This window comes from Alistipes sp. AM16-43, from assembly GCF_003435745.1.
GTDB classification, from domain to species: Bacteria; Bacteroidota; Bacteroidia; order Bacteroidales; family Rikenellaceae; genus Alistipes; species Alistipes onderdonkii.
The window spans coordinates 424,872-441,589 of the sequence record NZ_QTUQ01000002.1 but is presented as its reverse complement, the minus strand read 5'-3'; the positions used below and the strand labels follow the sequence as shown (position 1 = coordinate 441,589).

The window sequence follows — 16,718 nt, the reverse complement described above, 5'->3', positions numbered from 1 at the left end:
CTATGAGACGGATTTTAACGATACTGATGCTGGTTGCCGTCTCTGCTGCCGCGGCACAGGAGCGTTTCGACCATATCTTCCGCCGCAATCCCTGGAACGGCGGCCTGAACGCTGCGGGTATCCGGCAGGACTCCCTGAGCCGTTCTTATGCCGAGATCTATTTCACCAAGGAGAACGGCGGGCTTGCGGGCCACTCCGCGTCGGACGACAGTTGGAATGCCGGGGCGAAAACCGAGTCGGTGCGCCACCTGAAGAAGGTCTCGTTCTCGGGCGGTTTCGGCTACGACTATTTCGACGGCCGCAACATGTGCGGCTCGATGTTCACCGAGCCGGGGTATTATCCGGTAGACATCCTCGAATTTACGCCGGGGCGCAAGGTGCGCGAGGATTATACGTTCGCGGGCGGCGTATCGGCCGTGCTGGACAACCGGTGGACGGGCGGCCTACGCGTGGAGTTCGAAGCCCGCAACTATGCCAAGCGCAAAGACCTGCGCCACAAGAACACGCGGCTGGATTTCGAATTTTCGCCCGGCGTGATGTACCATGCGGGACGCTTTGCCGTAGGGGCGGTCTATATCGTGGGTACGAACAGCGAGAAGGTCGACGCGGAAGGCGTGGGCCCCGGTGCCGACCTGTACGAGGCATTCTTCGACCGGGGATTGCTCTACGGGTCGCTGGAGAAGTGGGGGAGCACCGACATACACCTCTCGACCAACGGCGTTTCGGGATTCCCCGTCCGGGAGAATACGCAGGGGGCGGGTGTCCAACTGCAATACGGGCCGTTCTATGCCGACGTCGCCTACCGCAACAGGCAGGGCGAGACGGGCGAGAGCCGGATTATCTGGCACCTGTTCGAAACGCACCAGGTGACGGCCAATGCCGCCCTGTCGCTGGGGACGGCACTGCGCAGGCATTTCGTGCGCGTGAACCTCGACTGGCAGACGCTCGGCACCGACGAGAACATCATCACTACCGAGACCATCAACGGCGTGCAAATCATCACTATACACGGTTCGACGCCAACTTTCGGGCGCAAGGGACTTGACCTGGGAGGCGAATACGAGTTCGTGGCACCGCATACGGATTTGCGCGCCGGGGTCGGTTATTCGCAGCTCAACCGCGAATCGACGCTGATGTACCCCTATGTCAAGGGGCAGAAGCTCCACTTTACGAAGATATATGCCTCGCTGATCCGCACGTTCGGCCTCTGGGAGCTGACCCTTGCGGCGGATTATCGCCTGGGCGGTTTCACGGAGCGCGAAAAGCGGTTCGAGACCCCCGGCGTGCAGCCGGGCGAGTATCCCGGACAGCTGACCGCTTATTACGATTACGAAAACGAATACCTCACGGCCAAACGGCTGGGGGCGGCGCTCGGGCTGCGGCGCAATATCAAACGCTTCTATATCGACGTATTCGCGCGTTACGAACACGGCTTCGGTCTGGAATACGTCGCGCAGCCCAACCGGGTCGCGGCGACGCTGAGTGTAGGATATAATTTTTAATTTAAAGGATAGGATTATGAAAAGGATTTTGACATTGACGGCAGTCGCGGCGATGGTTTTCACCGCCTGCTCGAAGGAGGAAAGCACCGGGACGGGCGACAAGCAGGTGCGCATCACCCCGACGATCGCCAATCCGGCGCTGACGCCGGCAAGCATGTCGTCCGGTACGCGTGCGACGGACACCGATTTCGAGCTGAACGATAAGGTCGGCCTCACGATCACGATGACGGCGGACGGTTCGGCGTTCGTGGCGAACAAGGAGATGTCGTTCGACGGAACGGATTTCAAGACCGAGGGTTTCCTCTGGTACGAAGATGTCGACGCCACTTCGACGCTTTTTGCCTATTATCCCTACCAGGCCGGTGCCGCGGCGCCCGCGGAATTCTCGGTGAAGGCGGATCAGAGCGGCGCGAATTACACGGCCTCCGACCTGATCGTGGCCGTGAAGACGGGGGTCAAGCCTACGCTGTCGGCCACGCAGATGACCTTCAAGCATAAAATGTCGCGGATCGTTATCGGAGTGACGAACGAATCGGGTTTCGACATTACGGACATCGTCATCAAGGGTGCTGTCGGCACCGGGGTGCTCGATCCCGCCACGGGCGATTTTACGGCTAAGGCGGGTGTCGAAGCATCCGACGTGATTGCCAACACGGCCACTGCCGAGAAGGTTTACTACGCGCTGCTGGTGCCGCAAAACGGTGTGCAGCTCAGGGTTACGGTCACCACGGCCGATGGCAAGAAACGTACGCAGACGCTCGGCACGACCGACCTCAAGTCGGGTGAGAACCGCCGCATGGACTGCAACGTGCAGCCGGCGGACATCCAGGTGAAATTCAGCGGCCCGATCGCGGGCTGGGTCGACGGAGACGACCTGCTGCCGGACGGCGGGGGTGAGGTGGAGACCCCGACCGTCGAGTGGGGCGGCGTGAAGTACAAGATCGTCACGCTCAAGGACGGCCGTACGTGGATGGCCGAGAACCTGCGCTATGTGCCCGAAGGCAAAACCATATCGAACGATCCGAAGGACGGCAACGGGGTGTGGTATCCCTGCAACCTCTCGAAAGCCGCCGACCCGTCGTTGACTGAGACCGCTGGCCTGCTGTACAGTTATCCCGTGATGCTGAGAATGACCGGCGAGATGACGGGCACCAATTTCGACCAGTACGCGGGTGCGCAGGGCATCTGCCCCGACGGGTGGCATATTCCGACGATGGCCGAGTGGCTCAAGCTGGCGGGTACCGGCAGCGGCGGCCTCTCCGACCCGACGTCGCCCTATTTGGACGAAACGCAAAGCGGCGGTTCGATTGCCGCGCTCAACAAGGACGGTTTCAATATTGCGGGCTGCGGCTATATCAATGCGGCGAACGCCACGGCGATCCCGGCCTATATGGCGACGGTGTCACAAGCCGACGCCTCGGCGTTCGGTATGGGATATTTCCCCAGCTCGACCGGCTACAAGGTTACTTACAATACGGCCGACGATCCGGAAAGCGGCATCAAGAACATCCAGTATTATGCCGGTATGATAACTTACAATAAGAATTATAACCGTATGACGATCGCTTACCAGGGCGGTTATTGCGCCGCCCCCGTCCGCTGTATCAAGGACAAGGAGTGACCCTCCCCCCGGCACACACGAACACACATAACACAAACAATAGATGAAACGTAAACCTAATTATCTGAAACACCTGCTGCAATGGGGCGTACTGGCCGCCATCGTCGGCACGGTGCTTTGGGCCAAATTCAGCGACAAACCTGTCGATGTCGAGGCATATTGTCCTTTCGGCGGGTTGCAGGCCTTCGGTACCTATCTGGTGAACAATTCGCTGGCCTGTTCGATGTCGATGCTCCAGATCATGATGGGCCTCGTGCTCGCCGTGGGAGTGATTCTGTTCAGCAAACTTTTTTGCGGATACCTCTGTCCGCTGGGCACCGTCGGCGAGTGGATGGGGCGTGCCGGGAAAAAACTGCACCTGCAGGTCGATGTCCCTTCGGGCAGCGTCGTCGACAAACTGCTGCGCGTGGTGAAGTACGTGCTGCTCTTCACGATCCTCTATTTCACGCTCTCGTCGAGCGAGCTGTTCTGCAAGAAACTCGACCCGTTCTATGCTGTGGCTACGGGTTTCAAGGGCGAAATCGTGCTTTGGATGTCGCTCACGAGCCTTGCGCTGCTGCTCCTGGGCGGCTTCGTGGTGAAGATGTTCTGGTGCAAGTATATCTGTCCGCTGGGAGCTGCCAGCAACATTTTCAAATTCACGCTGCTGTTCGTGATCGCCGCCCTCGGCGGCTGGGCGCTCGGTGCGCTGGGCGTTGCGAACGCATGGGTATGGACGATCGGCGGCGCATGTCTTGCCGCCTATATCGTCGAGATCGCCAAGATGCGCAGCTGCACCTTCCCCCTGATGTACATCAAGCGGGACTTGAACACCTGCAATAATTGCGGACTGTGCGAAAAGAAATGTCCCTACCAGCTTCCGATCCATGACTATGTGAAGGTGAAGCATGTTGACTGTACGTTGTGCGGCAACTGCATCGGTGCGTGTGCCAAGGATGCCTTGCAGGTCAACGGCCGCCGTTCGCTGCGCTGGGTGCCCGGGTTGCTGGCCGTGGTGCTCTTCTTCTTGGCCATATGGCTGGGTTCCACCATGGAACTGCCGACGATCGACGAGAAGTGGGGCGACTACGAGAAGGTCGAGAACCTGCAGACGTTCGAGATGAAGGGCTTGCAGACGATCAAGTGCTTCGGTTCGTCGAAGGCTTTTTCGGCCAAGATGCAGGCCGTGCAGGGCGTATATGGCGTCAAGACCTTTGTACGCCGCCATGGCGTCGAGGTGCTTTACGACCCGGCTGCCACCGATACGCTGAAGATACAGGCTGCGATCTTTGCGCCGACGCTGCGCAAATATGCCATGCCGGGCGAGCAGGTGCCGATGCTCGACGTGGTGAAGCTCGGCGTCGAAGGGCTCCACGACCGGATGGATATGATCTATTTCGGCATGGTGCTCCAGAAGATCGAGGGAGTCTACGGCTTCACGTCGGAGTTCGCCTGTCCGGTGGATGTGACGGTCTACGTCGATCCGGCCGCCGGTATTACCGAAAAAATGTTCGGGGAGGCGATCGACGCCAAGGAACTGGTCATCCCGACCAAGGAGAGCGAGAAGGTGATCCCGATGCATACGGTGCTTAAAAGCTATGCGGTCGCCGGACAGGTTTCGCGCGAAGAGTTTGCGCAGATCATGTTCCGCGATGTGGAGAAGCTCGCGGGCAGGTTCGTTGCCAACCAGGAGAAGTGGGGGGACGACGAGCAGTTCCCCAAGGCGGTCTACGAGATGGTATTCCCCGGTATCGAGAAGATGCCGATCCGCAATGCGTTCCCCTATTTCAAGAGCTTCCTTTCGTGTACGGACGGCATCGTGTCCGTGGATTTCGTCCTGCGGGATATGAAGCCCGTGATGCGCATCCGCTATGTGAAGTCGATGTGGGACGACGCGAAGCTGTGGAAAGAGGTTTTCCAGGCCGAAAAATGGACGCTGCGCATGGCTGACGGCACCTTCAAGGAGGCCGACCCGCGGCTGAAGTTCACCAATCCGGGGAAAACGGTTGGAGAGTAATTGAAAAAACGGCTGCAAAAATGACTGTTTCATGCAGGATATTCGGATTGCTGTCTGTGGTTTCGTTGGCGGTTTTCGTACTTGCAGGATGTGCTCGTGCGAAAAATACGAACTGCCGCGAGCTGTTCGAAAAGTATTACGAAGTCAATGTCGCGGCATTTATGCGGACGATGCCGGCGGCAGATTCCGCCGCGGTGCGAAAAAAGGCCGAATACGCCTTGGATAAAATGTACCGGATCGACTCCACGTTCGTTTTGATGAGGGGAAAGGAATTGGACGATTTTATCAGGGTCAATTTGCCGGCCATTGTCGGAGCCGATGCTGAGGATTGAATTTTTGTTGTCGGTTTTTAAAAACAGACCGAATGTGGGGAGAACCGGGAAAAAGGTTCTTTCCCATTGGTGAAAAATGAAGAATATGAGAAGATGGATAGCCTGTCTGGCCGTTGTGCTGCTCTGTATGCAGCCTGCGATGGCCGACGAGGGCATGTGGCTGATGCACCGGCTGGCGGAGATTTATCCGCAGATGAAGGCCCGGGGACTGAAAATCAAGGATAAGGAGATCTACAACGAGAAATCGGCTGCGCTGGCCGATGCCGTGGTGGCAGTCGACGGCGGCATGGGGACGGGCAGCATGATTTCCGACCAGGGGCTGATGATTACCAACCACCATGTGGCTTACAGCGACATCTGCGCCCTGTCGACGCCCGAATGCAACCTGCTCGAAACGGGATTCTGGGCACGCACGCGCGATGAGGAGATTCCCGTCCCCGGCAAGACCGTGTGGTTCGTGCGCAAGGTGGTCGACGTGACCGACGAGGCCAATGCGCTCAAGGAGGAGATGAAAGCCGCCGGGAAATGGGGCATGATGGCTCCGCGCCGCCTCTATGCCGAACTGGAAGGGCGCTACGGCCGGGAAACGGAGTGCGAGGTGTCGTGCTACTCGATGTGGGGCGGCAAAATGTACCTGATGTTCTACTACGACATCTACAAGGATGTGCGGCTGGTGGGTACGCCGCCTGCGTCGATCGGTGCCTTCGGCGGCGATTACGACAACTGGGGCTGGCCCCAGCACAAGGGCGATTTCGCGCTTTACCGCGTCTATGCCGACCGGGAGGGACGTCCTGCGGCCTATTCCGCCGATAACGTGCCGCTCAAACCCCGCCGCGTGTTGCAGGTCGCCACGGGCGGCGTGCATGACGGCGACTTCGCAATGGTGATCGGATTCCCGGGGCGTACGAACCGCTATGCGTCGTCGTTCGCCGTGGCCGAGAAGCAGCGTGTCCGGAACCCGATCGTCGTGGCCAACCGCCATGACCGGATGGATATTCTCAAACGCCATATGGAACGCGATCCGCGGGTGCGCATGGAGTATTCGGATGCTTATTTCGGCCTGAGCAACTACGCCGACTACGCCAAGTGGGAGAACAAATGCCTGCGCCGTTTCGACGTCGTGGCGATCCGTGAGGCCGAGGAGGAACGCCTGCAGCGTTGGATCGAGGCCGATTCCGCCCGCAAGGCCGAGGACGGGATGTTGCTCGAAGAGCTCGCGCGCGGTTACAAGGCGCGGCAGGGCGCCGAGCGCAACCTCAATTATTTCCGCGAGGCATGGCTCGGCCCCAGCGAGGCGCTGCTCGTGGCCAACCGCGTGTCGTCGTACCTTGGCAAACTCGAACGGCTGAAGCAGGACTCGCTGATCGTGGATTCGAAGGATGCCCGAAGCGTCGTGGCCGGGAGCGGCCGCCTGCGCCGTAACTACGATGCCGCGACCGACCGCGACCTGTTGGCGCGGATGGTGGTGAACTTCACGGCCAACGTGCCGCGCGAGATGTGGGGCGTGCAGTTGCAGGCGATGTACGACCAGGCGGGAGGCGATGCCGACCGTATGGCGCGTGCGGCGTTCGATGCTTCGTTTTGCAGCGACCCCGTGCGTTACGATGCCTATTTCTCGAAGAACCGGTCGGTGGCCGAGATACGCCGCGACCCCATGGTGGCGCTTACCGAATCGGTCACCGTACAGCGTTTTACGGGCGGTGTGGACAAGGCCGAGAAGCGCGGCCGGGCGCATGTCGGGCGGAGCGAGAGCCGCTATGCCGACCTGCTTTACGATTTCCGTGCTTCGGAAGGACTGGCGCAGTATCCCAATGCCAACTCGACCATGCGCCTGACCTACGGTAACGTGCAGCCCCTGAACCCTTCGGACGGCGTGCATTACGATTCGCGTTCGACGATCGCGGGCTATATGGAGAAGTACAACCCTGACGAATACGAATACCGTGTCGACGACCGTATGCGGCGGCTGATCGCCAAACGGGACTGGGGACGCTGGGGCGAGAATGGTACGCTCTATGTCAATTTCCTGACCGACAATGACATTACGGGAGGCAATTCGGGCAGCCCCGTACTCGACGGCAGGGGGCACCTTATAGGGCTTGCGTTCGACGGCAACCGCGAGTCGATGGCCGGCGACGTGTGGTTCCATCCCGAATTGGCGCGCACGGTGTGCGTGGATATCCGCTATGTGATGTGGGTGATCGACAAGTATGCCGACGCCGGGTGGTTGCTCGACGAAATGAAGTTCGCAAAATAACCCGGTGTGCCGGTGGTAACCGCGGCATCCCGACGTGTCAAGCAGACCTGCCATATGGCAGGTCTGCTTGTTTGCGGAGGGGTGGAGAGAGTGTGCCCGGGCACACGGATTTGATCTCAGATCCCCGTTGTCCGGCAGCAATGCCTGGTATAGGGGCTGGGTAGATGCCTCCGATAAGCGTCCCGTTTGATCGGGGCGCTTCTATTTGAGCCTCAGGAAGGAGTAGCCGAAGCGTTCGCAGGCGGCTTTTTCCAGTTCTTCGCGCACCGAGGGGTGAGCGACGGCGATCAGTGCCCGCGCCCGCTGGGCGAGGTTGCGGCCGCGCAGATGCGCAACGCCGTATTCGGTCACGATGTGCTGCACCATGTGGCGGGTCGTCACGACGCCTGCGCCGGGCGTCAGCAGCGCCTTGATCTTCGATTCGCCCTTGGGGGTAGTCGACGGGATGGCGATGAAGGTTTTGCCGCCCTCCGACAGGGCCCCTCCGTACATGAAATCGTGCTGCCCGCCTACGCCCGAAATGATGCGCTCGCCAACCGAGTCGGCGCAAACCTGCCCCGTGAGGTCTACCTCGACGGCCGAGTTGATCGCCATCACGCGCGGGTTCTCGCGGATGCGGAACGGGTCGTTCGTCCATGCCACATCCTTCATCACGAGGTCTTTGCGGTAGTCCATGTAATCGTACAGCCGGCGCGAGCCCAGCGCCAGCGAGGCGACCGTTACACCCGGCATGACCCGTTTGAGCGAGTTGTCGATCACGCCGCTTTCGAGCAGCGGCAACACGCCGTCGGTCATCGCCTCGGTATGCAGCCCGAGGTGTTTGTGGCCCGTGAGCGCGGCCAGCACGGCGTTGGGGATCCCGCCCACGCCGATCTGCAACGTCGCCCCGTCGGGGATCAGTTCGGCGATGTGGTTGCCGATCCTGCGTTCGATGTCGGTGGGGGTCGCCGAGGGCACTTCGACCAGCGGGTCGTCGACCTCGACGGCCGCGGCGACGCGCGAGAGGTGGATCACGGCGTCGCCGTAGGAGAACGGCATGGCCGTGTTGATCTGCGCGATGACTGTCCTGGCGCATTCCACGGCCGAAACGGCCAGGTCGGCCGAGACGCCGAACGAGCAGTAGCCCTCCTCGTTGGGGCGCGAGAGGTTGAGGATTGCCACGTCGACGGGCAGCGTCCCGTCGCGGAACAGCCCCGGGATTTCGCCCAGGAAGGCCGGGATCGATTGCCCGTAGCCCTGGGCCAGCCAGCGGCGGATGTTATTGGCCACGAACAGGCTGTTGACCAGGAACGTATCCTTGTATTCGGGGCTGCAATAGGGGGCGTCTGCCCTCCCGACGGCGAATCCGGAGTAGAGCGTGACATCGGTGAGCTCGGCGGCACGGTCGGTCATGGCACGGACGAGTACTTCGGGGATCGAGGTGCTGCCCTGAATGTAGACGTTGCTGTGCGGGCAGATGAGCTTTACGGCTTCGGCGGCTGTCGTGAATCGCATAGGCTTATCGGTGGTTTTGCCCGAAGGCGGTTAGGCGTGTTTCGAGCAGTTCGAACTGCTCGGGGCAGTTCAGTTGCGAAACGCAGACCCGGATGCCCGGCTGGCGGCTGCCGGTCGATGTGAGCGATATGGCGCAGATGCCGTAAAGGAGCAGTTCGCTCAGCAGCTCCGCGCTGGAGAGTCCGCCGTAGCCGACGGTGTAGAAGAATCCGTCGCTGACGGTTTCGTCCTGGTCTTTGTCGTAGACGATGCGGAAGCCGTGGCGCCGGAAGATCTCCTTGGTGAGGCGGGCGCGCCGGGCGTATTCCGAGGTTTCGCCCACGAAATCGAGCTGCCCGTCGGCCGCAGCGCGGAACATCGCCGCCAGGGCGTGCTGCGCCGAGTGGCTCGTGCCCGACGAGGCGGCATAGAGGAACGTGAGGACATAGGCGTCGCCCAGGCGCCCCATGCCGTAGCGCTGTTTGAGCGCGGGGTAGTGCCGCGGGTAAAGTTTGTCGGAGATGGCCGCGATGGCGATGCGCTGGCCGGCGTAGCTGAATATCTTCGAGCCGGAGATCATCAGGATGTAGTTGTCCGTGTATCTGGCCACGGTGGCCTGGTAGGGCGCTTCGAAGGGGCGTCCCAAGGGTTTGCGGAAGTCCATGCAAAGGTAGGCGAGGTCTTCGATGACGATGGCGTCGTATCGGGTAGCCAGCTCGCCGATCGTACGCAGCTCATCCTCGGTGAGGCATATCCACGCCGGGTTGTTGGGGTTCGAATAGACGATGGCGGCGATGTTGCCCTGTGCGAGGTAGCTTTCCAGCTTCGGGCCCAGTTTTTCGGCGCGGTATTCATAGATGTCGAACGACGCACTGGGGATATCGAGGATCTGCACCTGGTTGCGCTGCACGGGGAATCCGGGGTCGATGAAGAGGATCGTATCCTTCCCGGGCGTGAGCTGCGAGCAGAGCAGGAAAGCCGTGAAACTGCCCTGCATCGACCCGACCGTCGGGATGCAGCCCTGCGGTGCGACCCCGACGTCGAGGAACGCGCGGATGAAATGCGAAGTCTGTTGTTTGAGTTCGGGGATGCCGAACATGTTGGGGTACTGCGACGCCACGCCCGATTGCAGGGCCCGGCATTCTGCTTCGACTCCCGCCTTTTCGGGCGGAAGTCCCGGTACGCCCATTTCGAGGTGCAGGAATTCCATCCCCGTCTGTGTTTCCATGATGCGGGCTATGTCGCCCGACTGGCGGATCGTCGCCTGGGCGATGTCCGCGATGTCCATGCGCTCCAGCGCGGAGTTGAGCACGGAGCGGTCTATCGGCAGTTTTCCCATTGTGCGGCCTGTTTTTGTGCGTATGCATAGCCTGCGCGGAATGCCGCGAGGTTCGTGTCGACGATAGCGTCGCCCTTGCGGGCGAAGATGGCGCGTATGCCCGCTTCGAGTTTTTCGGGTGCGATGCCCAGGAAGGGTGCTGCGGCGCCCAGCAGCACGATGTTGGCGGCACGGGGCGATGCGGCTTGGCGGGCGATGGCATCCACGTCGAGTGCCACGCTGTGCGGCAGGGAGTCTATCTCCCGCCCGAGCGTATCGGCATCGGGATAGTCGGGGATGTTGATCAGCGGGGCGGTGTTGGTGATGACCCAGCCCCCGGTCAAAAGCCACGGCAGGTAGCGGAGTGCTTCCATCGGTTCGAGCGAGATGATCAGGTCGGCGGCACCTCGCGGAATGAGGTCGGAGGCGATTTCATCCGACGAGATGCGCAGGTTCGACTGCACGTCGCCGCCCCGCTGGCTCATGCCGTGGACTTCGGCCTGCTTGATGTGCAACCCTTCGTCGAGGGCGGCCCTGCCGATGACGGTGGCGATCGAGAGGATGCCTTGTCCCCCTACGCCCGAGAGTATGATGTCGCGTTTCATGGTTTGCCTGTTTTTAGGGTTTTGCCGCCGGGTGGTCGCCGCGACGGGCGTGTCGCTATTGTTTCTGTTTGGTTGCGTTGTGCCGTTTGGCGGTCTGTATGCATTCGCGGCGGGGGATGATGACCGAAACGCCGTCGTAGGCGATCTCTTCGCGGATTATGGCCTTCATCTCTTCGCGGGTGCGGGGCAGCGGCACCACGACGCGGATATGTGCGGGGTCGACGCCCAGCCCGGCGCATATCTGCTCGAGGCGTCCCGTGCCGGCCGAATCCTGGCCTCCGGTCATGCCGGTGGTGAGGTTGTCCGAAATGACGACCGTGATGTTCGTCCCCTCGTTCACGGCGTCCAGCAGCCCGGTCATCCCCGAGTGGGTGAAGGTAGAGTCGCCGATGACGGCCAGGGCGGGGTGCTGTCCGGCGTCGGCTGCGCCTTTGGCCATGGTGATCGAGGCGCCCATGTCGACGCAGGTGTCGATGGCGTGGAACGGCGAGAGCCACCCCAGCGTGTAGCAGCCGATGTCGCTGAATACCTTGGCATTTTCATATTCGCCGGCGACCTCCGTCAGTGCCGTATACATGTCGCGGTGCCCGCAACCCTGGCACAATGCGGGCGGACGGGGGACGACGATGCCGCTGGCGGCGAGGGCCGCGTGCGGGGCGAGCCCCAGGGCCGTGCGTACGCTGTCCGGAGTCAGTTCCCCGGTGCGGGGCAGTTCGCCCGACATGCGGCCGCGGATCTCAACGGGCGCAGGCAGGATGCCGCGCAGGGCTTCTTCGACGACGGGTTGTCCCTCCTCGATGATGAGCAGCGCCTTGCATTCCGACGCCATGCGGCGCACGAGTTCCTGCGGCAGCGGGTATTGCGATATTTTGAGCACCGGGTGCGGGCATCCGTCGGGATAATTCTCCGCGAGGTAGTTGTAGGCGATGCCGCAGGCGATGATGCCCAGCGATTTGTCTTCAGCATCGGCGTAACGGTTGAAGGGGCTTGCGGCCGCCTCCTCTTCGAAGCGGGCATAGTCGGCGAGCAATGCCTCGTATCTTACGCGCGAATTGCCCGGCATCAGCACCCATTGGCGCGTCCGGGCGGGATAGGCGAGGCTGTTCTCGGAGCGTGCCTCGCGCGGTTCGACCATGGCGCGCGAGTGGGCCATGCGGGTCGTAAGGCGCATCAGTACGGGAATGCGGTATTTTTCCGAGAAATCGAACGCGGCCTGCACCATGTCGTAGGCCTCCTGCTGCGTGGAGGGCTCGAACGTCGGGACAAGGGCGAACTTGCCGTAGAAGCGTGAATCCTGCTCGTTCTGGGACGAGTGCATCGAGGGGTCGTCGGCTGCCACGACGACCAGCCCGCCGTTGGCTCCCGTCATCGCCGAGTTGACGAAGGCGTCGGCGGCGACGTTCATGCCCACATGCTTCATGCACACCAGGGCGCGTTTTCCGGCAAACGACATGCCCAGCGCCTCCTCCATCGCCGTCTTCTCATTGGCCGACCATGTGCAGTGGATGCCCCGCTGGGCGGTGAGCGGATGTCCTTGTATATATTCGGTGATTTCGGTCGAAGGCGTGCCCGGATAGGCATATACACCCGACAACCCTGCGTGGAGCGCCCCCAGTGCGAGGGCTTCGTCTCCGAGTAATAATTCCCGTTTTGCCATGAGGTCGTGCAGTTATGCTGTTTTTACAAATTTAAGGAATTTTTAATTAAAAATTCACTTTTGGTGATAAAAAATCACGCAAAACCACATTTAATATTTAAAATATTATATAAATAAGTGTTTTTGAGAAAAATTGTAATATGGAGCCTGGGCTGTGTGATGTCCATCGGCAGTAGGAGGTATAAAAAAGCAGCCGATCCCGAAAGACCGGCTGCCCCGTTTGCGTCATTTATTCCCCGAATAGTGTTTTCAGTAATTCGGGCGTTTCGATTTCTTCACAATTTATGCTTCCCAGAAGCCCGCGGCCCTTTTCGGTCAGCGAAAAGTACATCTGCCGCTTATCGTTCGTGCCCAACTCCCGGTTTACGTAGCCTTTCCCTTCGACCGAGCGGAGCACCTTCGAGGTGTTCGACGGAGTAAGCCCCAGCATTTCGCCCAGCTCCCCGCAGGAGAGACGTCCGGCTTTCGAAAGGCTGCATAAGGCCATGCCTTCGTTCAGGCAGATCCCGTATGAGCGTTCGAGTGCCGCTTCGAACCGGTTGACAGCCCGTTGCAACTCGCGGATCCTACACAGTTTTTCCATTGTCTGCCGGTTTGTGTATGGCCTGTTTGCCGCAGTGCCCGACGCATTTGCCGCATTCGATACACTTCTCCGGGTCGATGACCGGAAGTCCGAATCCCGATTGTGTGATCGCCCCGACGGGGCAAACCGTCAGCAGCGGGCACCGGTGGTTCTGCGGGCAGCGGAGATTGTCGACGGTGAGTGCCATGCCTGTCTACTTGTTGAGCAGTACCTTGTCGATGGCCTCCTTGAGCGACGCCTTGGGCAGGGCACCCTGTGCGATCTGGGGCTTGCCGCTGGTGGGGATGAAAAGCAGCGTCGGGATCGAGCGGATGCCGAACGCGGCGGCGAGCTCCTGCTCCTCTTCGGTATTCACCTTGTAGATGTAAATGCTGTCGCCGTACTCGGCAGCCAGCTCTTCCAGAACCGGGGCGAGTGCCTTGCAGGGGCCGCACCACGATGCGTAGAAGTCGATGAGCGCCGGTTTGTCGCCGAGGTACTTCCACTCCGTAGGGTTCGTTTCGTAATTTGCGACTTTGGTCAGGAAATCCGCCTTGGTCAGTGCGATCGTTTTCATGGTATTCTCTTTTTTAGTGTTGTTTTCCTTGTTGCTGCCGTTTGCGCAGGCTGCCAGGCCGAGCATGCACATCGTGGTCAATAATAGTTTTTTCATGGTCATTATCCGTTTTTATAGTTCTTCTGTATCAATAACGATGCAAAGATATAGAATATTTTCCATTAAAACAAATTTCCTTTGGAAAATAATTGTCGGATAAGAAATGAATTATTAAAATGCCGGGAGCGCGATATAATAACAATTGAACCGATCCGGAACGAAAGGTTCGATTGTTTTTGGGGGTTACCACAATTCCATCTGAACAGCTTCGATACGGCACTTTTCAGGGATGTAGATGCAGCCGGGATTCTCCCGGATCGTCCGGGTAATGAAATCCCTGAATTTTCGTTCAGAATCTTCTTCGTTGAATATGTCCCTGCCGATTATTTCATTTAGGGCGACCCAGTTGAACGTATTGGCTTTGTTGAAGAATCTTCGGAACCATATTCTTATTTCTGTTCCGTTCCGCACGCGGATGCTGGAACTGTTTTCCGAATTGTTGCTTGTCTTCACCTGGAGTAAAGAGCCGTCTTCCTTGCAAAAGTCGACCGCGTCTATGGTGCTTCCCCAGCAGCAATACCAGCCATACGGGTGTAAAATTGTCGCCAGATATTCTTCGAGCAGATTGCCGACCATCCCCTCGATTGTCATCATGATGGAGTGCCCTTTTTCAAGAGTGTCTGCGAAATTGTCGTCGATATCTTCTCTTCGGGTTCGGAGAATTAATTTTACGGCGGGATCCGGTTTTGTTTGGGATTTTTTGCCATGCCGTTTCGACGGCCTGCCATTGTATCCTGAAAAGTATCGTGAAACCCATTTCTTGACATATTCTTTGAGGGGGATGGGCTCATCCTGGTTAAACCCCAATGCCGGTAGATTGCGTATATCGCTAAAGGCCACACTCAGGACGACTCCTAATTCTTTCGTGTAGGCGTCTTTTGCAAAAGTTTTCGCAAGCGAGATCGCTTTTTCGCCTGAAAAATCATCGAATTTAGTCGTTTCTTTCATTGGGGGATGTTTTTCTGATAAAGTTAATGATTTTTTACTTTATTTATGGCGTTATCCCCGGGTTTTCTTTTCCAATCGGTTTGCACCTTGGTTTACATAAACGGTAAGAACCGAGGGAAAACAGGCTTGAAACGAGGCGCGGAAAAACCACCTGTATTGCCGAAAGAGTTTGGTTTCAGCGATGTAACTCGCTAAAAAACAATAGAGGGAGCAATTTTCTTTGCTCCCTCTTCGTGACACCGACAGGACTCAAACCTGTAACCTTCTGATCCGTAGTCGTCAGCCCGTTATTTTTATTGTTTTCGATATTATTTGTAATTATACTGTAAATTACTATAATTCAGCGGCGAATATATAAATTTATTTTTGATTATGTTTGCATGAAATTGATTGATTTTATACCTTTGTGTTTAGATTGTGTACCCGTTTTGTATGTAATAATACGCTGGTTTACAATAATAGCCGATAGTGTTTTTTTGCGGTTGTGTTTAAAATTACATAAATATTCCGAAAAGACAATATATATACCACGCAAAGATGAATTTTAATTACTCAAAGGATGGAATAACGGTTGCTGCTATGCTGGACACGGGACACCCGAGAGATGGGGGGCGATTTTCTGTTCGTGTTCGTGTTACATATCGACGCAACCGAAAGTATTACCCGACTGGTAAAGCGTTGACGCCGGAGGAGTGGAACGCATTACCGACAACTCGATCCCGCGCATTGCTTGATGTACGCGCAGATATAGAAAACAGTTATAGTATTGTTCTTGCGGCGGCCAAAACTATTGCCTATACTGGCAATTTCTCTTTGGAGGCACTTAATGAGCGATTGAAGGGGGCGGCATCCGATACTTTAAACACGATGTTTAAAGCCAAAATAGACGAATTGAGGAAATCGGGACGCATCGGCACCATGTTGGTATATGACAATGTGTTAAAGGGTGTCGAACGGTTTGCCGGGAAAAATGTGCTACTTGAGGCTGTAACTACAAATTGGGTGCGGAGGTACGCAGACTTTCTCCGTAGTGAAGGTAAAGCACAAACCACAATTTCAATAAATCTACGCCACCTCCGCGCGCTCCTCAACGATGCAAAGCGCTTGGGAGTGCTCAAAGAATCGCAATACCCCTTCGGTCGGGGGCGGTATGAAATACAGGCCGGCGAAGGGCGCAAGTTGGCTTTGTCGCAAGAACAGATAGCCACCATAGCTAAATACGAAGACGGTACGCAGGCTACGGCTAAATACAGGGATTATTGGTTATTCCTCTACCTATGCAACGGAATAAATGTTGCCGATTTCGTGAAATTGAAATATAATAACATATCCGACGGGGAAATTCATTTCGTGCGTCAGAAAACCGAGTTTACCACCAAAACCCGTAAGGAAATAAGTGTCGTTATAACCCAACCTATGCAAACGATTATCGACCGTTGGGGAAATACCCCCGCCACCCCGAATACATACATATTCCCGGTGCTGGACGGTTCCGAGGATGCTATTCGGCGAAAGCAGAAGACCCAGTATTTTACGCGAGCATTTAATAGACGAATGGCTGAGGTGGGCGAAAGGCTCAATATCGGGCGCATTTCAACATACACTGCTCGTCATTCCTTCGCCACCGTATTGAAACGATCCGGGGCGAACATTTCTTATATATCTGAATCGCTCGGGCACCAGGATTTGAAAACTACGGAAAACTATCTTGCCAGTTTTGAAAAGGAGGAGCGCACGAAGTGGGCAGAAATATTAACTAAATTCGAGTGAG

Annotated in this window: 14 protein-coding genes; 6 read left to right on the top strand and 8 right to left on the bottom strand. The window is 57.7% G+C overall.

Annotated features, from left to right (window positions below; all coding sequences use genetic code 11):
* Positions 1-2: 2 nt before the first annotated feature.
* The 5 genes from DW189_RS05025 to DW189_RS05005 all read left to right on the top strand — a co-directional run bounded on the left by DW189_RS05025 (position 3) and on the right by DW189_RS05005 (position 7,708).
* Complete coding sequence (locus DW189_RS05025) at positions 3-1,502, top strand: DUF6850 family outer membrane beta-barrel protein (RefSeq protein WP_117507081.1); 1,500 nt, start codon at positions 3-5, stop codon at positions 1,500-1,502.
* A 16-nt stretch (positions 1,503-1,518) separates the two neighbouring features.
* On the top strand, positions 1,519-3,123 hold the full coding sequence (locus DW189_RS05020) for a fimbrillin family protein (RefSeq protein WP_022331940.1): 1,605 nt from the start codon (positions 1,519-1,521) through the stop codon (positions 3,121-3,123).
* 43 nt (positions 3,124-3,166) lie between these two features.
* Positions 3,167-5,119 carry a 4Fe-4S binding protein gene (locus tag DW189_RS05015; RefSeq protein ID WP_117507080.1) on the top strand — a complete coding sequence of 651 codons (1,953 nt, stop codon included), beginning with the start codon at positions 3,167-3,169 and terminating at the stop codon, positions 5,117-5,119.
* 20 nt (positions 5,120-5,139) lie between these two features.
* Positions 5,140-5,451: a hypothetical protein gene (locus tag DW189_RS05010; protein ID WP_022331942.1), complete on the top strand. Its 312-nt coding sequence runs from the start codon at positions 5,140-5,142 to the stop codon at positions 5,449-5,451.
* Between the two features lie 85 nt (positions 5,452-5,536).
* Complete coding sequence (locus tag DW189_RS05005; protein ID WP_181969291.1) at positions 5,537-7,708, top strand: S46 family peptidase; 2,172 nt, start codon at positions 5,537-5,539, stop codon at positions 7,706-7,708.
* 201 nt (positions 7,709-7,909) lie between these two features.
* Here DW189_RS05005 and DW189_RS05000 read toward each other — a convergent pair whose 3' ends face one another.
* The 8 genes from DW189_RS05000 to DW189_RS04965 form a co-directional block, all read right to left on the bottom strand.
* Entirely contained in the window at positions 7,910-9,202 is a 1,293-nt protein-coding gene (locus DW189_RS05000; RefSeq protein ID WP_117507079.1) for an acetyl-CoA hydrolase/transferase family protein, read from the bottom strand.
* A 4-nt stretch (positions 9,203-9,206) separates the two neighbouring features.
* Positions 9,207-10,520 (bottom strand): aminotransferase class I/II-fold pyridoxal phosphate-dependent enzyme, encoded by a 1,314-nt coding sequence (locus tag DW189_RS04995; protein WP_117507078.1) that lies wholly within the window; start codon positions 10,518-10,520, stop codon positions 9,207-9,209.
* Complete coding sequence (locus tag DW189_RS04990; RefSeq protein ID WP_117507077.1) at positions 10,502-11,104, bottom strand: indolepyruvate oxidoreductase subunit beta; 603 nt, start codon at positions 11,102-11,104, stop codon at positions 10,502-10,504. Before DW189_RS04990 ends, DW189_RS04995 begins: the two co-directional genes overlap by 19 nt.
* Before the next feature lie 55 nt (positions 11,105-11,159).
* Positions 11,160-12,761 carry a thiamine pyrophosphate-dependent enzyme gene (locus tag DW189_RS04985; protein ID WP_022331948.1) on the bottom strand — a complete coding sequence of 534 codons (1,602 nt, stop codon included), beginning with the start codon at positions 12,759-12,761 and terminating at the stop codon, positions 11,160-11,162.
* A 229-nt stretch (positions 12,762-12,990) separates the two neighbouring features.
* Positions 12,991-13,344, bottom strand: coding sequence for a MarR family transcriptional regulator (locus DW189_RS04980; RefSeq protein ID WP_022331949.1), 354 nt, complete (start codon positions 13,342-13,344; stop codon positions 12,991-12,993).
* Positions 13,328-13,531, bottom strand: a complete 204-nt coding sequence (locus tag DW189_RS04975) for an ATP-binding protein (protein ID WP_022331950.1) — start codon at positions 13,529-13,531, stop codon at positions 13,328-13,330. Before DW189_RS04975 ends, DW189_RS04980 begins: the two co-directional genes overlap by 17 nt.
* Positions 13,532-13,537: 6 nt before the next feature.
* Positions 13,538-13,996 carry a thioredoxin gene (gene trxA / locus DW189_RS04970; RefSeq protein ID WP_022331951.1) on the bottom strand — a complete coding sequence of 153 codons (459 nt, stop codon included), beginning with the start codon at positions 13,994-13,996 and terminating at the stop codon, positions 13,538-13,540.
* Between the two features lie 186 nt (positions 13,997-14,182).
* Positions 14,183-14,947 (bottom strand): SinI family restriction endonuclease, encoded by a 765-nt coding sequence (locus DW189_RS04965; protein WP_117507076.1) that lies wholly within the window; start codon positions 14,945-14,947, stop codon positions 14,183-14,185.
* A 537-nt stretch (positions 14,948-15,484) separates the two neighbouring features.
* Between DW189_RS04965 and DW189_RS04960 the strand changes: the two genes are divergently transcribed.
* Entirely contained in the window at positions 15,485-16,717 is a 1,233-nt protein-coding gene (locus tag DW189_RS04960) for a site-specific integrase (protein ID WP_055202784.1), read from the top strand.
* The last annotated feature ends 1 nt before the right edge of the window (position 16,718 follow it).

What these genes read in the sequence shown, in the direction of transcription:
- DW189_RS05025 (WP_117507081.1), top strand. Translation starts at nt 3, where the DNA reads ATGAGACGGATTTTAACGATACTGATGCTGGTTGCCGTCTCTGCTGCC.
- DW189_RS05020 (WP_022331940.1), top strand. Translation starts at nt 1,519, where the DNA reads ATGAAAAGGATTTTGACATTGACGGCAGTCGCGGCGATGGTTTTCACC.
- DW189_RS05015 (WP_117507080.1), top strand. Translation starts at nt 3,167, where the DNA reads ATGAAACGTAAACCTAATTATCTGAAACACCTGCTGCAATGGGGCGTA.
- DW189_RS05010 (WP_022331942.1), top strand. Translation starts at nt 5,140, where the DNA reads ATGACTGTTTCATGCAGGATATTCGGATTGCTGTCTGTGGTTTCGTTG.
- DW189_RS05005 (WP_181969291.1), top strand. Translation starts at nt 5,537, where the DNA reads ATGAGAAGATGGATAGCCTGTCTGGCCGTTGTGCTGCTCTGTATGCAG.
- DW189_RS05000 (WP_117507079.1), bottom strand. Translation starts at nt 9,202, where the DNA reads ATGCGATTCACGACAGCCGCCGAAGCCGTAAAGCTCATCTGCCCGCAC.
- DW189_RS04995 (WP_117507078.1), bottom strand. Translation starts at nt 10,520, where the DNA reads ATGGGAAAACTGCCGATAGACCGCTCCGTGCTCAACTCCGCGCTGGAG.
- DW189_RS04990 (WP_117507077.1), bottom strand. Translation starts at nt 11,104, where the DNA reads ATGAAACGCGACATCATACTCTCGGGCGTAGGGGGACAAGGCATCCTC.
- DW189_RS04985 (WP_022331948.1), bottom strand. Translation starts at nt 12,761, where the DNA reads ATGGCAAAACGGGAATTATTACTCGGAGACGAAGCCCTCGCACTGGGG.
- DW189_RS04980 (WP_022331949.1), bottom strand. Translation starts at nt 13,344, where the DNA reads ATGGAAAAACTGTGTAGGATCCGCGAGTTGCAACGGGCTGTCAACCGG.
- DW189_RS04975 (WP_022331950.1), bottom strand. Translation starts at nt 13,531, where the DNA reads ATGGCACTCACCGTCGACAATCTCCGCTGCCCGCAGAACCACCGGTGC.
- trxA (WP_022331951.1), bottom strand. Translation starts at nt 13,996, where the DNA reads ATGAAAAAACTATTATTGACCACGATGTGCATGCTCGGCCTGGCAGCC.
- DW189_RS04965 (WP_117507076.1), bottom strand. Translation starts at nt 14,947, where the DNA reads ATGAAAGAAACGACTAAATTCGATGATTTTTCAGGCGAAAAAGCGATC.
- DW189_RS04960 (WP_055202784.1), top strand. Translation starts at nt 15,485, where the DNA reads ATGAATTTTAATTACTCAAAGGATGGAATAACGGTTGCTGCTATGCTG.